The following is a 16,676-nucleotide window of genomic DNA, read 5'->3' on the forward strand; positions in this document are numbered from 1 at the left end:
TCATCGCTCAATGCGGCAGCCACCCCGACCCGGCCCCGCTCGGTGAACTTCACCGCCTTGCCGTGCAGACGGGGCGCTCGGGCTGGTGAAGCCCGCTGACTTGCAGGAGAGGCTCAGCAGCCCAACTCGTTGGCACCCCGCAAGCTCACGTCCGTGCCCGAACACGAATCACGCCCGTTGGGCACGCCATCCGCGTCAGAGTCAAGCCAGTACTGGGCGTTCAAGCCAATGACCCTGGCGCCCCAGGCTGGGACCGACAAGGGGAAGCTCACGGCGGCCTTGGTCTTCACATCGATGTAGCTGCCACACGCGGAGGAATCCGGGTTCGGGCAAGCGATGCCCGTCCGGGCCGTTGGTGAGGCGTTGTAGTAACCCACGGGGGCTGCGTTGCCGGTGAACACCTGTGCCTTGCGAAGCGACACATTGGCCAGCTTGAAGGGCGCACCGCCAAAGAACTTGAAGTACAACATGGCGTTGTTGCTCATCAACTCCTCGACCGTCAAGAGGCGACTGTAGGTGGCCACGCCCAAGGAACCCATCACCGGGGATTCACCCGTCTGCGCCAGAACGGGCACGGCCACATCGTCCCAAGGGGTGTTGCTGCGCAGGATCGATGCCAGCAAAGGAGAACCCGGCGCACCTGCAAAGTTGAAGGACAGCCAGTACTTGACGTTCTTCTCCAGCGACATCGGCGCGCCCGTGTTGACCGCGAACGAAGCGCCCTGAGCACTGCTCGGGTTGGTCGGCGTGACCGTCAGGAAGTTTTCACCGGTGAGCACACTGAGGGTGGCATCACCCGTCCACCAACCGTTGGTGTTGCCCGGCGCGAACACCCCGTTGAGGATCAACTCCGGGGCCCCTGCCGCCGCGCCAATGCCATAGGAGGTGGCATGCAAGGAACTGCCGGAGCTGGCCAGGTCACGTCCGCTGGCCTGCCATTGCTTGAAGGTCATGAAGCGGCGCGTGCTGGCAGGCGTATCATTTTCTGCGAACTCGGCAGAGCGGTAGCTGGCGTACGTGTTGTTCGTGAAGCTGCCCAGGTTGGTGGTCGCCCGGTACAAGCTTTGTTGGTAGACCAGCGGCTCGGACGAGTTCGAGGCAAACACGTTGCCAGTGAAGGCGTTGTTGGTCATCGGGTGGGTGCTGGAGATGTTCTCCTGCAGCCAGACCTGATGCCGGTTATTGACCACCGTGTTGGCCGAGGTGGTGTTGTTGCTGCCTTGGTGGATCAGCACCCCCATGTCGGCGCCCGACACAAAGTTGTTGCTCACCTGGTTCGAGCTGGCGTAATCATCCAGGTAGATGCCGGCCGCATACGTTTTGCGAACACCATCATTGAAGCCGTTGCTCATGGCCGAGCCGTCGAGCCGGGTATCGGCCACCAGGGTGCCTTCAACAAAGTTGTTGGAAATCGTTGATCCGACATCGAACTCGGTCCACGCCGGCGTGCTGGGTTCATCGGTGATGCTGTACAAATCGCCTTTAAGGTAGATGGCAGCGCAGTCGTCATAGCCCAGGCAGGCGTTCTTGACCACGTTGTAAGAGATCGTGTTGAGCTTGCCACCATGGATGCCGATGTAGGACGGGTTCTCCACCAGGTTGCTGGTGGCATTGCCCTTGCGCCCCAGCAAAATGGCCCCCCTGGCGTAGGAGTTCACTCCGGCGTTCACCACCGTGTTGTTGCTGATGTTGATGTTCCGGGTGATGCTGTTGGCCCAACGACGGTCGCCGCTCACATCAATGCCTTCGTTGACGCTGTTCTCGACGCGGGACTGGTTGATGGAGCCCGTGCCCGCGCTGGACGACGACGTGTTGTTGACCACGTTGATGCCCTTGCGCCCGGCATGATTGACGACGACGTTGTTGATCGTGACGCTGGCGCCAGCCTTCCAGCCGTGATCGATCACGATGCCATCGCCCCGCGTTTCGCGCACCTCCAGCCCGTTGATGTTCACCGACGCGACCTGGTCAGCCTGGATGCCGTGCATGCGCACCGCCGCGGTCAAAGCCTTACCTTGGGGAGAGGTGCCATCGGGCAGCCAGACGTAGAGCTTCTTGGTGACCGGGTCGTAAGACCATTCACCGGGCGTGTCCAGCATCCAGCGCTTGTTCTCCAGCCAGTAGCCGTAGCCGCCATAGATGGGGTAGGTGCCCACGCCGGGCCAGTCGCCATCCCGCGCTTTCAGGATGTCCGCCGCGTAGCCGACAGTGGGTTGCAGGTCGGCCGTGATGTTGACCTTGCCGCCCGCCACCCCCGACGACGTGGACACATACCGGGTCAGGTACCAGTCATTGTTCTTGACGTACACCAGCGCGTTGAGCAGATCCTTGTTGGCCAGGCCCGCGGCATCCGGAGACACGTCCAGCTCGTGCGAATACTGGTCGGCGAGCTGCACATTGGCGGTCCCCGTGCGCAAGAATCGGCGTTGCCCCTTCTTGAACGTTCCAAAGCCGACATTGGGATGCCGCGCCCTGGTCAGCCGCACGCCATTCAGGAACAGCTGGCTGACGCCATCGGCGATGGTGTTGCCATGGACATTCGACTCGCTGACCAGAAGGCTTGACGCGTTGGCAACCCAGACATTGCCGCCGTCTTGCGCCCAGGCTAGGGTGCCAGCAGGCACCGAACCACTGAGGATGGGCCGGGCGGTGGAGACGAAAGGTGGCGTGTAGCTGTTGTAGGTGACACCCGATTTGACCTTCAAGGTCTCGTTCCAACGGTCGCCTGTTTTGAAGGAGACGATGTCGCCCGGCAAAAGATTGGCGCCATTGACCTTGGCAATGGATTTCCATGGCGTGGTAGTCCAGCTACCACTGTTGCCATCGTTGCCTGCGCTACCGCTGGAAACGTAGTACTGAGCGGCCCAGGCCGTCTGGGACAGGACCAAGCCTGTGGCCAAGCCCAATGCGGCGGCTGTCTTTTTGATTGGCATATTTCCTCCCTGTGGGTGTGTGAAAGACCGTGTCATGACGCGGATCATCACCAATGACCGCAAAATTGCAGCCATATAAGTGCAAATAAATTGCTACTTTATAGCAATTAATCAAACACCCACTCCCCACAAGTGAAGGCCGTGGAAACCCTTGAACCAACCCGCAGCCCGGCGCACTTGCAGAAAACTCAGAGGGGGTCATCCCAACAGTTGAGGATGGGCCTCGATCCAGGCTGGTGATAAAAAAATGCCTGTGGCAACCAGCTCATTCACAGGGGGATCACCATGGCAAACGGCCCATCGTCGCATTTCAATCAGGCCCCGGACACCACCAGCTCGAAAATGCCCGCGCCATGAAACCACCCACACGCCTGCACCTGCTGGCGCGCCTGCTGTGGCTGTGCTTCTACAGCGTGGCGATGGTCGCGGGCGGCAACGCGATGCTGGCGCTGCCGCAGATTCGGGAGGGCCTGTGGGCGTTCGACGATGGTGCTGGCGACATGGTGCGGCGCCAAGTCATCTTCGTGCTCGCCTTCCTGTACTGGGCCGCCACGACCTGGTACGTCGCCCGGCTGACCCTGGGGCGCCAGTTCCCGTACGACACCATCGGCTCATCCGGGCCTTTCGTGCAAGGCGTCGCGCAGTGGCTGCCGCGACTGCTGGCACTGGCCGCCTGCGTGCCGCTGACGTTGTTCCTCCTGGGCACCGGCAAGCACCCCGTGCTGTCGCTGGTGTTGCTGCTGGTCTCCGGGCTCTTCATCGTGTTCACTTGGCAAAGGCGCAAGTTGATCGGCCAGGCCGATCGCGGCAGTTACTACGGCTACTACGACAAGCTCCAGCCCAGCTCATGGCATGCGCTGTGGGCCGGGTTCGCGGTGCCACACCTGATGCTGCTGGCCATCATCGTGGCCCCCATCCCCACGGCCCGCATGATCGGAGCGCCAGCATTGATGCTGCTGGCCATGGGCGCGTGGTCGCTGGTGGGCGGCATGCTGCTGTCGTACTGGCCCAGAACACGCGGCTGGATCACCCTGAGCTGGCTGCCGGTCATCCCGCTGCTGGCCTTCAGCGGGTGCAATGACAACCACCCCATCGACTGGCGAGGGAAACCAGGCAGCAGCCCTGCCCCTGCCGAAAGGCCGTCGCTGCAGGCTCACTACGAAAACTGGATCAAAGATCGCCCACACGGCGAACCCGTCTATCTGGTCGCCTCGGCCGGGGGCGCCAGTCGCGCTTCGTACTGGGCCGGGGTCACGCTCGGTCGGCTTGAAGACGAGGCCCGCGCCCAGGGGAAGCGGTTCGGCAACAACATCTTCATGATGAGCGGCATCTCCGGCGGCAGCGTTGGCATTGCGGCCTACGCTGCCGCCCTGCGCGCATGGCCTGCACCATTGCCTGGCGCCGACAGGCCGAAGGCGGCCTGCATCCGGCTTGCGATGGACACCATGCTGGGTGCAGACGTCCTGTCGCCGATCGGGGCCCTGATGCTCTACCCAGACCTGCTGCAGCGCTTCTTGCCCGTCGTTCCCGCATCCCAGTGCATTGACCGCTCCCGGGGGCTTGAAGAGGCCTGGGATCAGGACTGGCGGGCCCTGATGATGAATCCCCCAGCCGGCTGCAGTGCGCCGCCAGACGAGATGAAAAACCTCTGGAGCCAGCCATTCGCCACAAAGCTGGCCGCCAGGGCCGAAGCACCCGCGCTGGTGTTGAACACGGTGCGCCTCGAAGACGGCCGCCGCGTCCTGCAGTCCAACCTCGGCTTCGACCTCCCGGATGCCGATGACCTGCTCGGCGTCGGCTTCGAAGCCCGCGCGCGCGCACTGACCCTGGCCGGTGCCGCCCACAACAGTGCCCGGTTCCCGTTCATCAGCCCGCCAGGCAGCGTGCGAAAGGACAATGGCAAGGTGTGGGGGCACCTGGGTGACGGCGGCTACCACGAAGTCACCGGTGCCGCCACATTGGCGGATGTCGTCGAGCATTTGATCGACCTGGGTTGCCTGCGGCAAGACCCTCCTCGTCCAAGCAAACAGCAGCCCACTCGCCTGTACGCCCGGCCGACGTGCCAGCCAATGGCGCCGGGGAGGCCAGCACCGCCCCAGCCACCTGATGCGCGCGTTGTGGTCATTCTGCTCGACAACACCCCCACAGGTTTCCCGGCCGAGTGGCGGCGCGATCTTGAGGGCCACCCACCAGAAAAACCGCGCCATGAACGCGATGAGGCCAAGGTGAAGCAACCGGTCGAGATCACCGGCCCGATCATGGGGCTGCGCTCGAACATCAGCCAGGAGACCCGAACGGCCGAGCAGCGCCTGGTTGCACTGGCCGGCACCGACCCGCTCTCGGTGATAGAGCTGCGCCTGCCGCGCTACCGTGGCGTGCGCGAACCATCGATGAACTGGCAGCTTGACGACGACTCGCGACGCGCAATGATGTGCGCTGCCGATTCTTTTGATCGGCCCGCCGTGCCCGTGCTGGGCATCGACAGCGCAGACCGCCACTGCAACGACGGCAAGAATGACATCTTGCCTCGGCGCCTGGGCGTGCCGGCCAACCTCGCCGACGAAGCCTTGCTGCGCAACCTCGAACGACTGCGCGCCTGGATCGGCGGCAAAGGCACGCTTCCATGAACACCGCATCGCAAGCGCCGGTCATGCCCCGATCGCACCCCGCACTGCGCGCGTTGCGGTTCGCGCTGCCGTCGCTCCTGGTGCTGGGCCTGGTCGCACTGCTGACCGTTCAATCGCGGATCAACGACCGTGCCAGGTTCACTGGCTGTCCGCCTGCAACGCCAGAGGCCTTGGCATGCCTGGGCGGACTCCAACCCTCCTCGCTGACCTTGGAGCTGGCCGGCAGCGGCCACCAGCTGGCCTGTCAGTTGCGTTCAGTTGCAGGCTCGGCAGCATCGTCGATGCCAACGCCATCCGAACGATTCTGCATTGAAGCCCAGGTGCAGACGCGGTGGGACGAACTGGAAACGCTCGACGCACGCCTGTTCATGCCGATCTATGGGCTGTACTCATTGCTGGTGGCCGCGTGGATCGCATTGCAGTCGCGGGCCGGATCAGGCGCCCTGGAACGCCGCCCTTTGGTGGCGGCTATGGGGATCGTGGTCACGACGATCCTGCTGCTTGTACTCGACGCGCGCGAGAACGCCCATGCGCTGGCCTTGCTGGTCGATGCCGAACGCGGCCCACTGTCCGCACCGCACCATGCCGCCATGGACGCGGCCGCATCGGCGGCCCGCTCGGCGTCGCTGCACAAATGGGCGGCATCGGCGGTGTGGGCAGCAATGCTCGCCTGGGGGCTGGCACAGTGGAAGGAGGCCCGCCGCCCCCTGCAGCGTTGGCCTCGGCTGGTGGCCATCTTGGCCGCCGCTGCGGCCGCATCTCTCTTCGCCGTGGCCGTCGTGGTGGCCGCCTGCCAACCCGAAGCCCTGGAGGGGCCGGTGCACCACCTGCAAAACGGCCTGGTCTTGGCATTCCTGTCGATGGCTGCAGTGGCGGTGGCGGCCGCAGCGACCCGCGATCCCGCTCAGGCTCATACAGACTGAATTCCATTTGGGGAGCGGGCAAGAAAAAAGCACTTGGCCGCAAGGCCAAGTGCTTTTTTTTACTGGTGGGCGGTGCAGGGTTCGAACCTGCGACCCCTGCCGTGTGAAGGCAGTGCTCTACCACTGAGCTAACCGCCCGAAATTTGGTATTTCGGCTCCGCCCGGGTGTTTGGCGAAGACCAAGACTATAGCACAGCTTCCAGCGATTTCCAAATCGCTTTGCCGCCACTGGCTTTGTCGATGTCGGCCAGCGCCTTGTCAAAGGCCTCGGCCTCGGCGGCGCTGGGCTCGATCACCCGCAAGTCGAACTGGCTCAAATCCACCGCCGCCGCGTCCAGGGCGGCCTGGCTGCCCTCTTCCTCGCCCCCTGCGTCGATCAACAGCGCGTCCTGGCCGCGCGTCATGTTGATGTAGACGGTGGCCAGCAACTCAGCGTCCATCAAGGCGCCGTGCAAGGTCCGGTGGGTGTTGTCCACCTCCAGCCGTTTGCACAGGGCGTCCAGCGAATTGGACTTGCCCGGGAACATCTCCCGCGCCATCACCAGGGTGTCGAGCACGCCCTCGATGTGGTCCGCCATCACGCCCTTGTTCACGCGGCGCAACTCGGCATTCAGGAAGCCAATGTCGAAGCTGGCGTTGTGGATGATCAGCTCGGAGCCAGCCACGTAGTCCAGAAACTCATCGACCACGGCCGCGAACAAGGGCTTGTCGGCCAGGAACTCGTCGGTCAAGCCGTGGATGCGAACGGCGTCTTCGTGGTTGGGACGCTGCGGATTCAAATAGAAATGCAGGTGCCGACCAGTCAGGCGGCGGTTCACCATCTCCACGCAGCCGATTTCAATGATGCGGTCCCCTGATTCAGGGCTCAGGCCGGTGGTTTCAGTGTCAAGAAAGATCTGGCGAGACATGGGGCACAACTCAAAAAGCGTGGAGGCAGCGGCTGACCACTGTATCAGCCCCCGCCCCCACGGCGCCCGCCTCAGATCAGACGGCTTGGTAGCAGGTGAAACCGTTCAGTTGCAGCTCTGGGGCCACCGAAGTACCGGCGTTGTTCAACAGGTCGGTCACCGAGGTCAGGTCGCCAGCCCCCGGTGCACAGGCCAGGGTACCGTTGCTGTTCAGAGCCGGTGCCTTGGCGCGCTCCAGCGTGTTCACGCCCACAAAAGGCTGCCACTTGAAATCGCTGAGGGTCAGGTCCGTCCCCACGTTGAAGTAGTCGGTCTGCAAGGCACTGGACAGCAAAAATCCCTTGCCGACAAACGAATAGCCACCACCCAGCTCGTACATGCCAGAGCGGTGACCGCCCACCAGGCGCAGGCGCAGTTTGTCAAAAGTGATGCTTTGCATGCTGAACGGGAAGGTGGTTTCCAGTCGGGCGCCTTCCACCCGGCGGCGGGCATCGGTGCGCAAAGAGCGCACACCCAGCACCATCTCAGGGCCAGCGCCAAAGGCCCAGTTGATGCCGGCGAAGGCCTCGGTGGTGTCGCGCTTGCCGCCGCCAGTGGTGGCGCCAGACAAGGTGGGCAAAACGCACGAGGTGCCGGAATTCCCGCAGATCAGCGCGCCTGCGCTCACCGACGTGGCGGACAACCCAGCGGCGAGCCCACTGAGCACCAGCATCGAAAAGCGCAATGCGCCGGAACACTTCTTCATCATGGAAATTCTCCTGACAGACAACAAAAATCAGCCCGCCTGGAGAACTCGGTCAATCGATCGCAACGCCACAGCCTGAATGGTGAGGGACGGCGACTCTCCCCCTCCAGAGCTGGGAAACGTGCTTCCATCACATATTAGTAAGCTGCCCCAGCCATGAACTTGCGCCAGATCATTCGTGACGCTTGTTTCTGGCAACTCGCCCATGCGGCAGGTGCCAAAAACATGGGTGCTGCTGAAATCGTCGTAGCTGCCCAACTCCTGGCGCAACTCGCCACACCCGGCGGCCTTGAGCAAGGCGCGGCAGGTCTGCGCCATGAAACGCAGACGCCGACAGGCCATGTCATCAACCTGCGAATGGATGCGGGCCAAGGGCAGGCCATGAGCATCGCGTTGCGTCAGGTCCAGGGCAATGAAGGAGCCTGGGTTGGGCAGACTCTCGCCGATCGCCCCGACCGCCAGACCACGGCCCACCACCTCACGCAGGCGGCGCTTGTGATCGGCGCCCCACCCTTCAAGCATGCGCGTGGCGTAAGAGACCGGGCCTTGCAGGCCGGTGTCGAGCGTGGCCGCATAAAAGCGTGCCCCGCCGATGACACCCGGGATCGCATCGGGCCGATTGAAATCCCAGCAGATGGCGTCGGCCGGCAGGCCTGCAAAACTGGACTGCGGCTGTGGATGAAGCGCCAGGGATGTCCAGTGCAAGGTTTCCAGAAAGTGTTGCCCGACCTGGCCATGGTCGTTGCCGATGCCTTGCGGCGCCACGCGCGAGCGGTTGGCAAGCAGCAGGCGCGGGGTTTCGATCGCGCCTGCTGCCAACACCACCAGGCCTGCGCGCTCGGTGCGCTGGCGGCCCTGGGCGTCCACATAGCGCACCCCCGTCACCACGCGTTGCCGCGAATGCTGCAACTCGAGCACCGTGCAGCGGGCCCGCACCTCGCAACGCCCTGATTGCAGGGCATGGCGGATGAAGGTCTGATCGACCGAGCCTTTGTCACGCCGCGGGCAACCGCGTGAGCACCCGCCACAGTAGTTGCAGGGCGGGCGCCCATCGTAGGCTTCAGACAGCGCTGCCCTGGCGTTGGGCACCCAGCGCTGCCCCAGACTGTGCGCGGCCGAGGCCAAGGTGCGCGAGGCGAGGCACAGTGGGTGCGCTGGCAAGGGGTAAGGCTGGCTGCGCCAACGGTCCCCCGCCTCTGGCGGGCCCGCCACCCCGATGAGGCGCTCGGCCTCCACGTAATAGGGCTCCAGTTCGTCGTAGTCGAAGGGCCAGTCGGCGCCCATGCCATGCTGACTGTGCAGTTTCATGGCATGCGGATTGAGCCGGTGCGCCTCCCCAACGTAATGCAAGGTGCTGCCGCCCACACCGCGAACATGGCTGTAACCACCACGCACGGCCCGGCGCTCGGTCTGGACCAGGCGGCCCGTTTCGTGGTGCCAACTGCGCAGGTCGTCCCATTGCGGATCGAGCTTCTGCATGGCGCCGTAAGCGTAGCGCCCCGTGCTGCCTGGCTTGCTGGGAAAGTAGCGCGTCTCCCAGTCTGGCTGGGTCAGGCCATAGTCCTTGTCGGGATCAAACCATGGCCCCGCCTCCAGCACCAGCACGCGGGCGCCTTTCTGGGTAAGGCGCCAGGCGGCAGCGGCCCCGCCCGCACCGGCACCCACCACGATGGCATCAAAGTTGGCCGCCATGTCCGTCAGTCCAGCGCAAAGCCCATGGGCTGCGGCGGCCGGTCAAACGGGAACCCTTTGAGCGCCGCTGGTTGCGTGTAATAGAGCGTGAAGGCCTGCTCGCGCACCAGGTGGAAGAATCGGCGCTGTGGCGACTCCCAGGGCGCTTGGGACATCCAGCGCACCAGCACTTCGCGCTCGCTGTCATCCAGCGATGCAAAGCCCTCGCCATACTGGTCAAGCCATTGACACACCCGCTCCACCAGCATCCGCCCGTCAGGCGTGGCCATGGCGTCGTTCCAGATACGTTGCGCCACGCCCAGCGCCGAGGCGGCTGGGCTCAGCTCATCGGCAGGGATCAGGTGATCGATGAAGGGCGACAAAGCCACTGGCATGGCAGACGGCCCTGGGCGACGCCTAGAAGGCCTGGCGCGGCGAGTGCTCCTGGTTGTGCCTGCGGCATCGGCACGGGCCAACCAACCCAACAGCCCCCCAGCCAACAAGGCCCCCAGCAACCAGCGGCGCCGCAACTGAGGCAGCACGGGCCAGGTGCGCGGCGACCGACCACCGGACATGGTCAGTGGTTCTCGCGCGCGTGGTTGATCGTGTACTTGGGGATGTCCACGACCAGGTCCTGGCCAGCGACGATGGCCTGGCAGCTCAAGCGCGAGTTGGGCTCCAGGCCCCAGGCGCGGTCCAGCAGGTCTTCTTCGGTCTCGTCCATCTCGTTCAGGCTGTTGAAGCCTTCGCGGACGATGACGTGGCAGGTGGTGCAGGCCGCGCTCATGTCGCAGGCGTGCTCGATGGCGATGTTGTTCTCAAGCAGCGCCTCGCACACCGACGTGCCGGGTGCAACGGTGAGGCTGGCGCCTTGTGGGCACAACTCGGCGTGGGGCAGGATCTTGATGATGGGCATACGGTGGTTAAACCTGATCAATGGTGCGGCCGGCCAAGGCCTGGCGGATGCCGCGGTTCATGCGTTCGGCGGCGAAGCCTTCGGTGCCCTGGGCCAGGGCCTTGGTGGCGGCTTCAAGCGCGTCCACATCACCCCAGTCGCAGCGCTGGCCGACCTTGCCCATCAGGGCGTCGATCTCGGCGCGTTGTTCGGCACTGAGCAGATCACCATCGGCGGCCAGCGCAGTGCGGGTGGCTTCCAGCATGCGCTCGGCCTCCACGCGCGCTTCGCGCAGCGAGCGGTCTTTCATGTCGGCCTCGGCCGTGGTGAAGCCTTCGCGCAGCATGTGGGCCACCTGGTCGTCGCTCAAGCCATAACTGGGCTTGACGACCACCGAGGCTTCGACGCCCGAATGCTGCTCGCGCGCCGTGACGCTGAGCAGGCCATCCGCATCGACCTGGAAGGTGACGCGGATGCGCGCGGCACCCGCGGCCATGGGCGGGATGCCACGCAGCTCGAAGCGCGCCAGCGAGCGGCAATGCTCGACCTGCTCGCGCTCACCTTGCAGCACGTGCACGGCCAAGGCCGTCTGGCCATCCTTGAAGGTGGTGAAATCTTGTGCCAGCGCACAGGGGATCGGCGTGTTGCGCGGGATGATGCGCTCGACCAGGCCGCCCATGGTTTCCAAGCCCAGCGACAGGGGCAGCACGTCCAGCAAGAGGTGATCTCCCTTGTCGTTGTTGCCCGCCAGTTGATTGGCCTGGATGCCCGCACCCAGGGCCACCACCTCGTCGGGGTTCAGGTCGGTCAAGGGCGTCTGGCCAAAGAAAGTGCCCACGGCATCGCGCACGGCGGGCATGCGCGTGGAGCCCCCCACCATGACCACGCCTTTGACCTCGTCGGGCTTGACCTTGGCATCGCGCAGCACACGCTTGACTGCGACCAGGGTGCGGTCGATCAAGGGCTTGGACAGACCTTGCAGACGTTCGCGGGTGATGCTGGTGGACAGCATGCCGCCCGACAACTTGCAGGACAAATGCGCGTGCCCATCGGTGGAGAGCTTCTCCTTGATCGCGCGCGCAGCCACCAGCACCGCGCGCTTGTCCTGCGGCGTCACCGCCTCCATCTGAGCATCCAGCAAGGCGGCTTCGGCCAGGGCATGATCGATGTCATCGCCGCCCAAGGCGGAATCACCGCCGGTGGCTACCACCTCGAACACGCCACGGCTGAGTTGCAGCAAGGAAATGTCGAAGGTGCCACCGCCCAGGTCGTAGATGGCATAGAGGCCTTCGGAGCGGTTGTCCAGGCCATAGGCGATGGCGGCCGCCGTGGGCTCGTTCAACAAACGCAGCACGTTCAGGCCGGCCATCTGCGCCGCATCTTTGGTGGCCTGGCGTTGGGCGTCGTCGAAGTAGGCGGGCACCGTGATGACGGCGCCGAACAGGTCGTCGTTGAAGGTGTCTTCGGCGCGCTGGCGCAAGGTGGCCAGGATCTCGGCCGACACCTCGACGGGTGACTTCACACCCGCCACCGTGACCACGCCCACCATGCCGGGCTGGTCTTCAAACTGGTAAGGCAGGCTCTTGGCATCGGCCAGGTCGGCCAGTTGGCGCCCCATGAAACGCTTGACCGACACGATGGTGTTCTGCGGGTCTTCGGCCTGCTGGGCCAAGGCGTCGAAGCCAATCGCACGGCGCGTCTTGCCTTGCGCGTCGAGCAGGTAGCGCACGGCCGACGGCAGGATCACGCGGCCCTGCTCATCAGGCAGGCACTCGGCCACGCCACTGCGCACGGAAGCGACCAGCGAATGCGTGGTGCCCAGGTCAATGCCCACCGCGATGCGGCGCTGGTGCGGGTTGGGCGATTGCCCGGGTTCGGAAATTTGCAGCAAGGCCATGGGGGTCTCAAACGCAGCTCAGAGGCCGTCTTCGTATCGTTCTAGTCGCAGGTTGATCTCATCGCTCAGGCGATCGATGAACATCAGGGCGCGCACTTCGAGTGCGGCTTGCGTGGGGTTGGATTGGGCGTCCAGCAATTGGGTGATCTTGGCCAAGCGGGCTTGGCGCTGGCCAGAGACCTCAGCCTCCAGCACCTGCACATCGTCTGCCGAGCCCGCATCTTCCAGGGCTTCGCGCCATTCCATCTGCTGGATCAGAAAATCCGAAGGCATCGCCGTGTTGCTCTCGCTTTGCACCGGCACGCCCGCCAACTCGCACAGGTAAGCCGCACGCTTGAGCGGGTCCTTCAGGCGCTGATAGGCCTCGTTGACGCGCACGGCCCACTGCATGGCCACACGCTGCGCGGCACCACCTTCGGCCGCGAAACGATCGGGGTGGACTTTGGCCTGCAAGGCCTTCCACTGAGCGTCGAGCGTGGCGCGGTCCAGGGCGAAGGACCTGGGCAAGCCCAGCAGGGTGAAGTCGTCAGCATCCAGGTTCATGGCGATGAGCTCAGGTCACAAAGCAAAACCCCACCACGTGGTGGGGTTGGCGGCCAGGGCAAATGGCATGTCAGACGCGGAAGGACTCGCCACAACCACAGCGGTCACGCTCTTTCGGGTTGTTGAACTTGAAGCCTTCGTTCAGGCCTTCACGCGCGAAGTCCAGCTCGGTGCCATCGATGTAAGGCAGGCTTTTCGGGTCCACCAGAATCTTCACGCCCTGGTTCTCGAAGACGATGTCTTCAGGGGCCACCTCATCGGCGAACTCGATCTTGTAGGCCAGGCCCGAGCAACCCGTGGTCTTGACGCCCAGGCGCACACCCACGCCCTTGCCGCGGCGGCCGAGGTAGCGGTTGATGTGGCGGGCGGCGGCTTCAGTCAGCGAGACCGACATGCCGGGTGCACCCGCCTGGCCAGCGGAAGCCAGCTCGGGCAAAGGCCCGTTGCCGGGCCCGCTGGTGCACGAACCGGAGGCGGTGCTGGCGGTGGCTTGGTCAGGCTGCATGTTTGGCCTTGTAGTCGTTCACCGCCGCCTTGATGGCGTCTTCGGCCAGGATCGAACAGTGGATCTTGACCGGGGGCAAGGCCAGCTCTTCGGCGATGTGGGTGTTCTTGATGCCCAGGGCTTCGTCCAGCGTCTTGCCGCGCACCCATTCGGTGACCAACGAGCTGGACGCGATGGCCGAACCGCATCCGTAGGTTTTGAAGCGCGCGTCTTCGATCACACCGGTTTGCGGGTTGACCTTGATCTGCAACTTCATCACGTCGCCGCAAGCCGGAGCGCCGACCATGCCGGTGCCCACGGACTCGTCGCCCTTTTCAAAAGCGCCCACGTTGCGGGGGTTTTCGTAGTGGTCAATGACCTTGTCGCTGTATGCCATGGTAGTACTCCAAGAACGAGATGAGCGTAGCGCGTTGACGGGAAGTCAGTGCGCGGCCCATTGAATAGTGCTGATGTCAATGCCGTCTTTGAACATGTCCCACAAGGGTGACAGCTCGCGCAGCTTGGCCACGCGTTCTTTCAAGGTCGACACGGCGTAATCGATTTCTTCTTCGGTCGTGAAACGGCCGATGGTCATGCGCAGCGAGCTGTGCGCCAACTCGTCGCTGCGGCCCAGGGCGCGCAGCACGTAGCTGGGCTCCAGGCTGGCAGACGTGCAGGCCGAGCCCGAGGACACGGCGATGCCCTTGATGCCCATGATCAGCGACTCGCCCTCAACATAGTTGAAGGAGATGTTCAGGTTGTGCGGCACGCGGTGTTCCACATCACCGTTGATGAAGATCTGCTCGATGTCTTGCAGGCCCTTGAGCAGGCGCTGCTGCAAGGCCAGGATGCGCGGACCCTCGGTGTGCATTTCTTCCTTGGCGATGCGGAAGGCTTCGCCCATGCCGACGATCTGGTGCGTGGGCAAGGTGCCCGACCGCATGCCACGTTCGTGGCCACCACCGTGCATTTGCGCTTCCAGGCGCACGCGCGGCTTGCGGCGCACGTACAGCGCACCGATGCCTTTGGGGCCATAAGTCTTGTGCGAGGCCAGGCTCAGCAAGTCAACCGGCAATTTGGCCATGTCGATGTCGACCTTGCCCGTGGCTTGCGCGGCATCGACGTGGAAGATCACGCCCTTTTCGCGGCACAGATTGCCCAAAGCGGTGATGTCCTGGATCACGCCGATCTCGTTGTTCACGAACATGACCGAGGCCAGGATGGTGTCGGGGCGGATGGCGGCCTTGAATTTCTCAAAATCGAGCAGGCCGTTCTCTTCGACATCAAGGTAAGTGGCCTCAAAGCCTTGGCGCTCCAGCTCGCGGAAGGTGTCGAGCACGGCTTTGTGCTCGGTCTTGACCGTGATGATGTGTTTACCGCGGCTTTGGTAAAAATGGGCCGCACCCTTGATGGCCAGGTTGTTGGACTCGGTCGCGCCGGAGGTCCACACGATTTCGCGCGGATCGGCACCGATCAAATCGGCCACTTGCTTGCGGGCGTTTTCAACGGCCTCTTCAGCGTCCCAACCATAAGCGTGGGTGCGCGAAGCCGGGTTGCCGAAGCGCTCGCGTAGCCAGGGGATCATGGCGTCCACCACGCGCGGGTCCACCGGGGTGGTCGCGCCGTAGTCCATGTAAATCGGGAAGTGCGGGGTCATGTCCATAGTGGGGACTCTTGGGAACTCAGCTGTGCCGCCCACACGCCTGCTGTGGCAGGCCGGGGCTGGCAGGTACATCAGAAAAGCCTGCGATTATCGCCGGGCGACTTACTTGGCGAGCGTTGACCCCAGTGCGAACACCGAATTGGGGGCCGTGATCTTGATCGGCTTGACCACAGGTTGTGTCGAGATGGCCCGCTTGATGGGTTGGGCTTCGATCGACACGCCCTTGGCCAGCTGGTCTTCGACCAATTTGCGCAGGCTGATGGAATCGAGGTACTCGATCATCTTGTTGTTCAGGCTGGTCCATAGATCGTGGGTCATGCAACGACCACCGTCATCGGTGCCCATGCAATTTTCCTTGCCCCCACAACCGGTGGCGTCAATGGGCTCATCGACGGCCACGATGATGTCGGCCACGGTGATGTCCTCGGCCTTGCGGCCCAGCGAGTAACCGCCGCCAGGGCCACGGGTGCTTTCCACCAGCTCGTGGCGGCGCAGCTTGCCGAACAGTTGCTCAAGGTAGGACAGTGAAATCTGCTGACGCTGGCTGATCGCGGCCAGGGCGACGGGCCCCGTGTGCTCGCGCAGGGCCAGATCGATCATGGCGGTGACGGCAAAACGCCCCTTGGTGGTCAAACGCATGGCTCTTCTCCTTGTGGTCAGAATCTAGACGCCTCAGTCCTGGTCAGGGTAAACCAGAAACGACACCGACCGGGGATAACCGGCTGGCCCGGGGCGTGGTCAATCCCGAGTGAATGAGTCAATTATAGAGAAACCTACTAATTTAGTCAACCAAAGGCCAGGGAATTCCCTGAGTTTCTGACCATGAAGGCCATCGCTTTTGACTATGTCCGAACCGCCATGGCGCGCAGCCTTTGGTGCAGGTGATCGACCAGGCCTTCACAGGCTGATTCAATCAGGTCGAGCACGGCCTCGAAGCCGTCAGGGCCGCCGTAGTAGGGATCACCAACCACTTCGCTGCCGAGCAAGGGCGAGCGCGCCGGGATGAACTCGGTCAGGCGGCGCAGCTTGCTTTGAGCTTCCACGCCCGGGCAGTTTTTTTGCAGCGCCGCCAGGTTGTCCCAATCCATGGCCAGGATCAGGTCGAAGTGATGGAAATCACTTTGCTGCACCTTGCGAGCGCGCAGATGGTTGAGCTTGTAGCCGCGGCGCAAGGCGTGGACCTGGCTGCGGTCATCGGGCGGGCTGCCCACGTGCGAGCCGAGCGTGCCGGCGGAATCAACCTCAACCAAGGCATCCAGGCCCGTCTGGACCAACTTCTGGCGCAAAACGGCCTCGGCGGTGGGCGAACGGCAAATGTTGCCCATGCAGACCATCAGAACACGCAGCTTGGGGCCGCTGGGCGGGGCATCAAAAGAAGCATTCTCAA

General features: G+C 63.8%; 15 protein-coding genes and 1 tRNA gene. 2 read left to right on the forward strand and 14 right to left on the reverse strand.

The features are described 5' to 3' along the window. Positions 1-113: 113 nt before the first annotated feature. Complete coding sequence (locus tag Q7V20_RS10090) at positions 114-2,933, reverse strand: right-handed parallel beta-helix repeat-containing protein (RefSeq protein ID WP_304790079.1); 2,820 nt, start codon at positions 2,931-2,933, stop codon at positions 114-116. Between the two features lie 353 nt (positions 2,934-3,286). Between Q7V20_RS10090 and Q7V20_RS10095 the strand changes: the two genes are divergently transcribed. After that, positions 3,287-5,560 (forward strand): hypothetical protein, encoded by a 2,274-nt coding sequence (locus Q7V20_RS10095; protein WP_304790082.1) that lies wholly within the window; start codon positions 3,287-3,289, stop codon positions 5,558-5,560. Beyond that, complete coding sequence (locus tag Q7V20_RS10100; RefSeq protein WP_304790085.1) at positions 5,557-6,483, forward strand: hypothetical protein; 927 nt, start codon at positions 5,557-5,559, stop codon at positions 6,481-6,483. The genes Q7V20_RS10095 and Q7V20_RS10100 overlap by 4 nt, the downstream gene beginning before the upstream one ends. Positions 6,484-6,546: 63 nt before the next feature. Here the strand turns inward: Q7V20_RS10100 and Q7V20_RS10105 are convergent. From Q7V20_RS10105 to Q7V20_RS10165, 13 genes are all read right to left on the reverse strand, one after another. Beyond that, positions 6,547-6,621, reverse strand: a tRNA-Val gene (locus Q7V20_RS10105). A 47-nt stretch (positions 6,622-6,668) separates the two neighbouring features. Then, entirely contained in the window at positions 6,669-7,391 is a 723-nt protein-coding gene (dnaQ, locus tag Q7V20_RS10110; RefSeq protein ID WP_304790087.1) for a DNA polymerase III subunit epsilon, read from the reverse strand. A 76-nt stretch (positions 7,392-7,467) separates the two neighbouring features. Further along, positions 7,468-8,139, reverse strand: coding sequence for a hypothetical protein (locus tag Q7V20_RS10115; RefSeq protein ID WP_304790090.1), 672 nt, complete (start codon positions 8,137-8,139; stop codon positions 7,468-7,470). 27 nt (positions 8,140-8,166) lie between these two features. Next, complete coding sequence (locus tag Q7V20_RS10120; RefSeq protein WP_304790092.1) at positions 8,167-9,828, reverse strand: GMC family oxidoreductase; 1,662 nt, start codon at positions 9,826-9,828, stop codon at positions 8,167-8,169. A 5-nt stretch (positions 9,829-9,833) separates the two neighbouring features. Next, positions 9,834-10,202 carry a gluconate 2-dehydrogenase subunit 3 family protein gene (locus Q7V20_RS10125; protein WP_304790095.1) on the reverse strand — a complete coding sequence of 123 codons (369 nt, stop codon included), beginning with the start codon at positions 10,200-10,202 and terminating at the stop codon, positions 9,834-9,836. A 182-nt stretch (positions 10,203-10,384) separates the two neighbouring features. Then, entirely contained in the window at positions 10,385-10,723 is a 339-nt protein-coding gene (gene fdx, locus Q7V20_RS10130) for an ISC system 2Fe-2S type ferredoxin (protein ID WP_304790097.1), read from the reverse strand. A 7-nt stretch (positions 10,724-10,730) separates the two neighbouring features. Beyond that, positions 10,731-12,599 carry a Fe-S protein assembly chaperone HscA gene (gene hscA, locus Q7V20_RS10135; protein ID WP_304790100.1) on the reverse strand — a complete coding sequence of 623 codons (1,869 nt, stop codon included), beginning with the start codon at positions 12,597-12,599 and terminating at the stop codon, positions 10,731-10,733. 18 nt (positions 12,600-12,617) lie between these two features. Next, positions 12,618-13,142 (reverse strand): Fe-S protein assembly co-chaperone HscB, encoded by a 525-nt coding sequence (hscB, locus tag Q7V20_RS10140; protein ID WP_304790103.1) that lies wholly within the window; start codon positions 13,140-13,142, stop codon positions 12,618-12,620. Between the two features lie 70 nt (positions 13,143-13,212). Further along, complete coding sequence (iscA, locus tag Q7V20_RS10145) at positions 13,213-13,536, reverse strand: iron-sulfur cluster assembly protein IscA (protein WP_230179720.1); 324 nt, start codon at positions 13,534-13,536, stop codon at positions 13,213-13,215. Between the two features lie 100 nt (positions 13,537-13,636). Then, a complete protein-coding gene (iscU, locus tag Q7V20_RS10150; protein WP_304790106.1) occupies positions 13,637-14,023 on the reverse strand; it encodes a Fe-S cluster assembly scaffold IscU in 387 nt (128 codons plus the stop codon). 45 nt (positions 14,024-14,068) lie between these two features. Beyond that, a complete protein-coding gene (locus tag Q7V20_RS10155) occupies positions 14,069-15,289 on the reverse strand; it encodes an IscS subfamily cysteine desulfurase (RefSeq protein ID WP_304790109.1) in 1,221 nt (406 codons plus the stop codon). Between the two features lie 102 nt (positions 15,290-15,391). Further along, entirely contained in the window at positions 15,392-15,928 is a 537-nt protein-coding gene (iscR, locus tag Q7V20_RS10160; RefSeq protein WP_304790112.1) for a Fe-S cluster assembly transcriptional regulator IscR, read from the reverse strand. 203 nt (positions 15,929-16,131) lie between these two features. Then, entirely contained in the window at positions 16,132-16,623 is a 492-nt protein-coding gene (locus Q7V20_RS10165) for a low molecular weight protein-tyrosine-phosphatase (protein ID WP_304790193.1), read from the reverse strand. Between the last annotated feature and the right edge of the window lie 53 nt (positions 16,624-16,676).

Source organism: Aquabacterium sp. (assembly GCF_030652515.1).
Taxonomy (GTDB): domain Bacteria; phylum Pseudomonadota; class Gammaproteobacteria; order Burkholderiales; family Burkholderiaceae_C; genus Aquabacterium.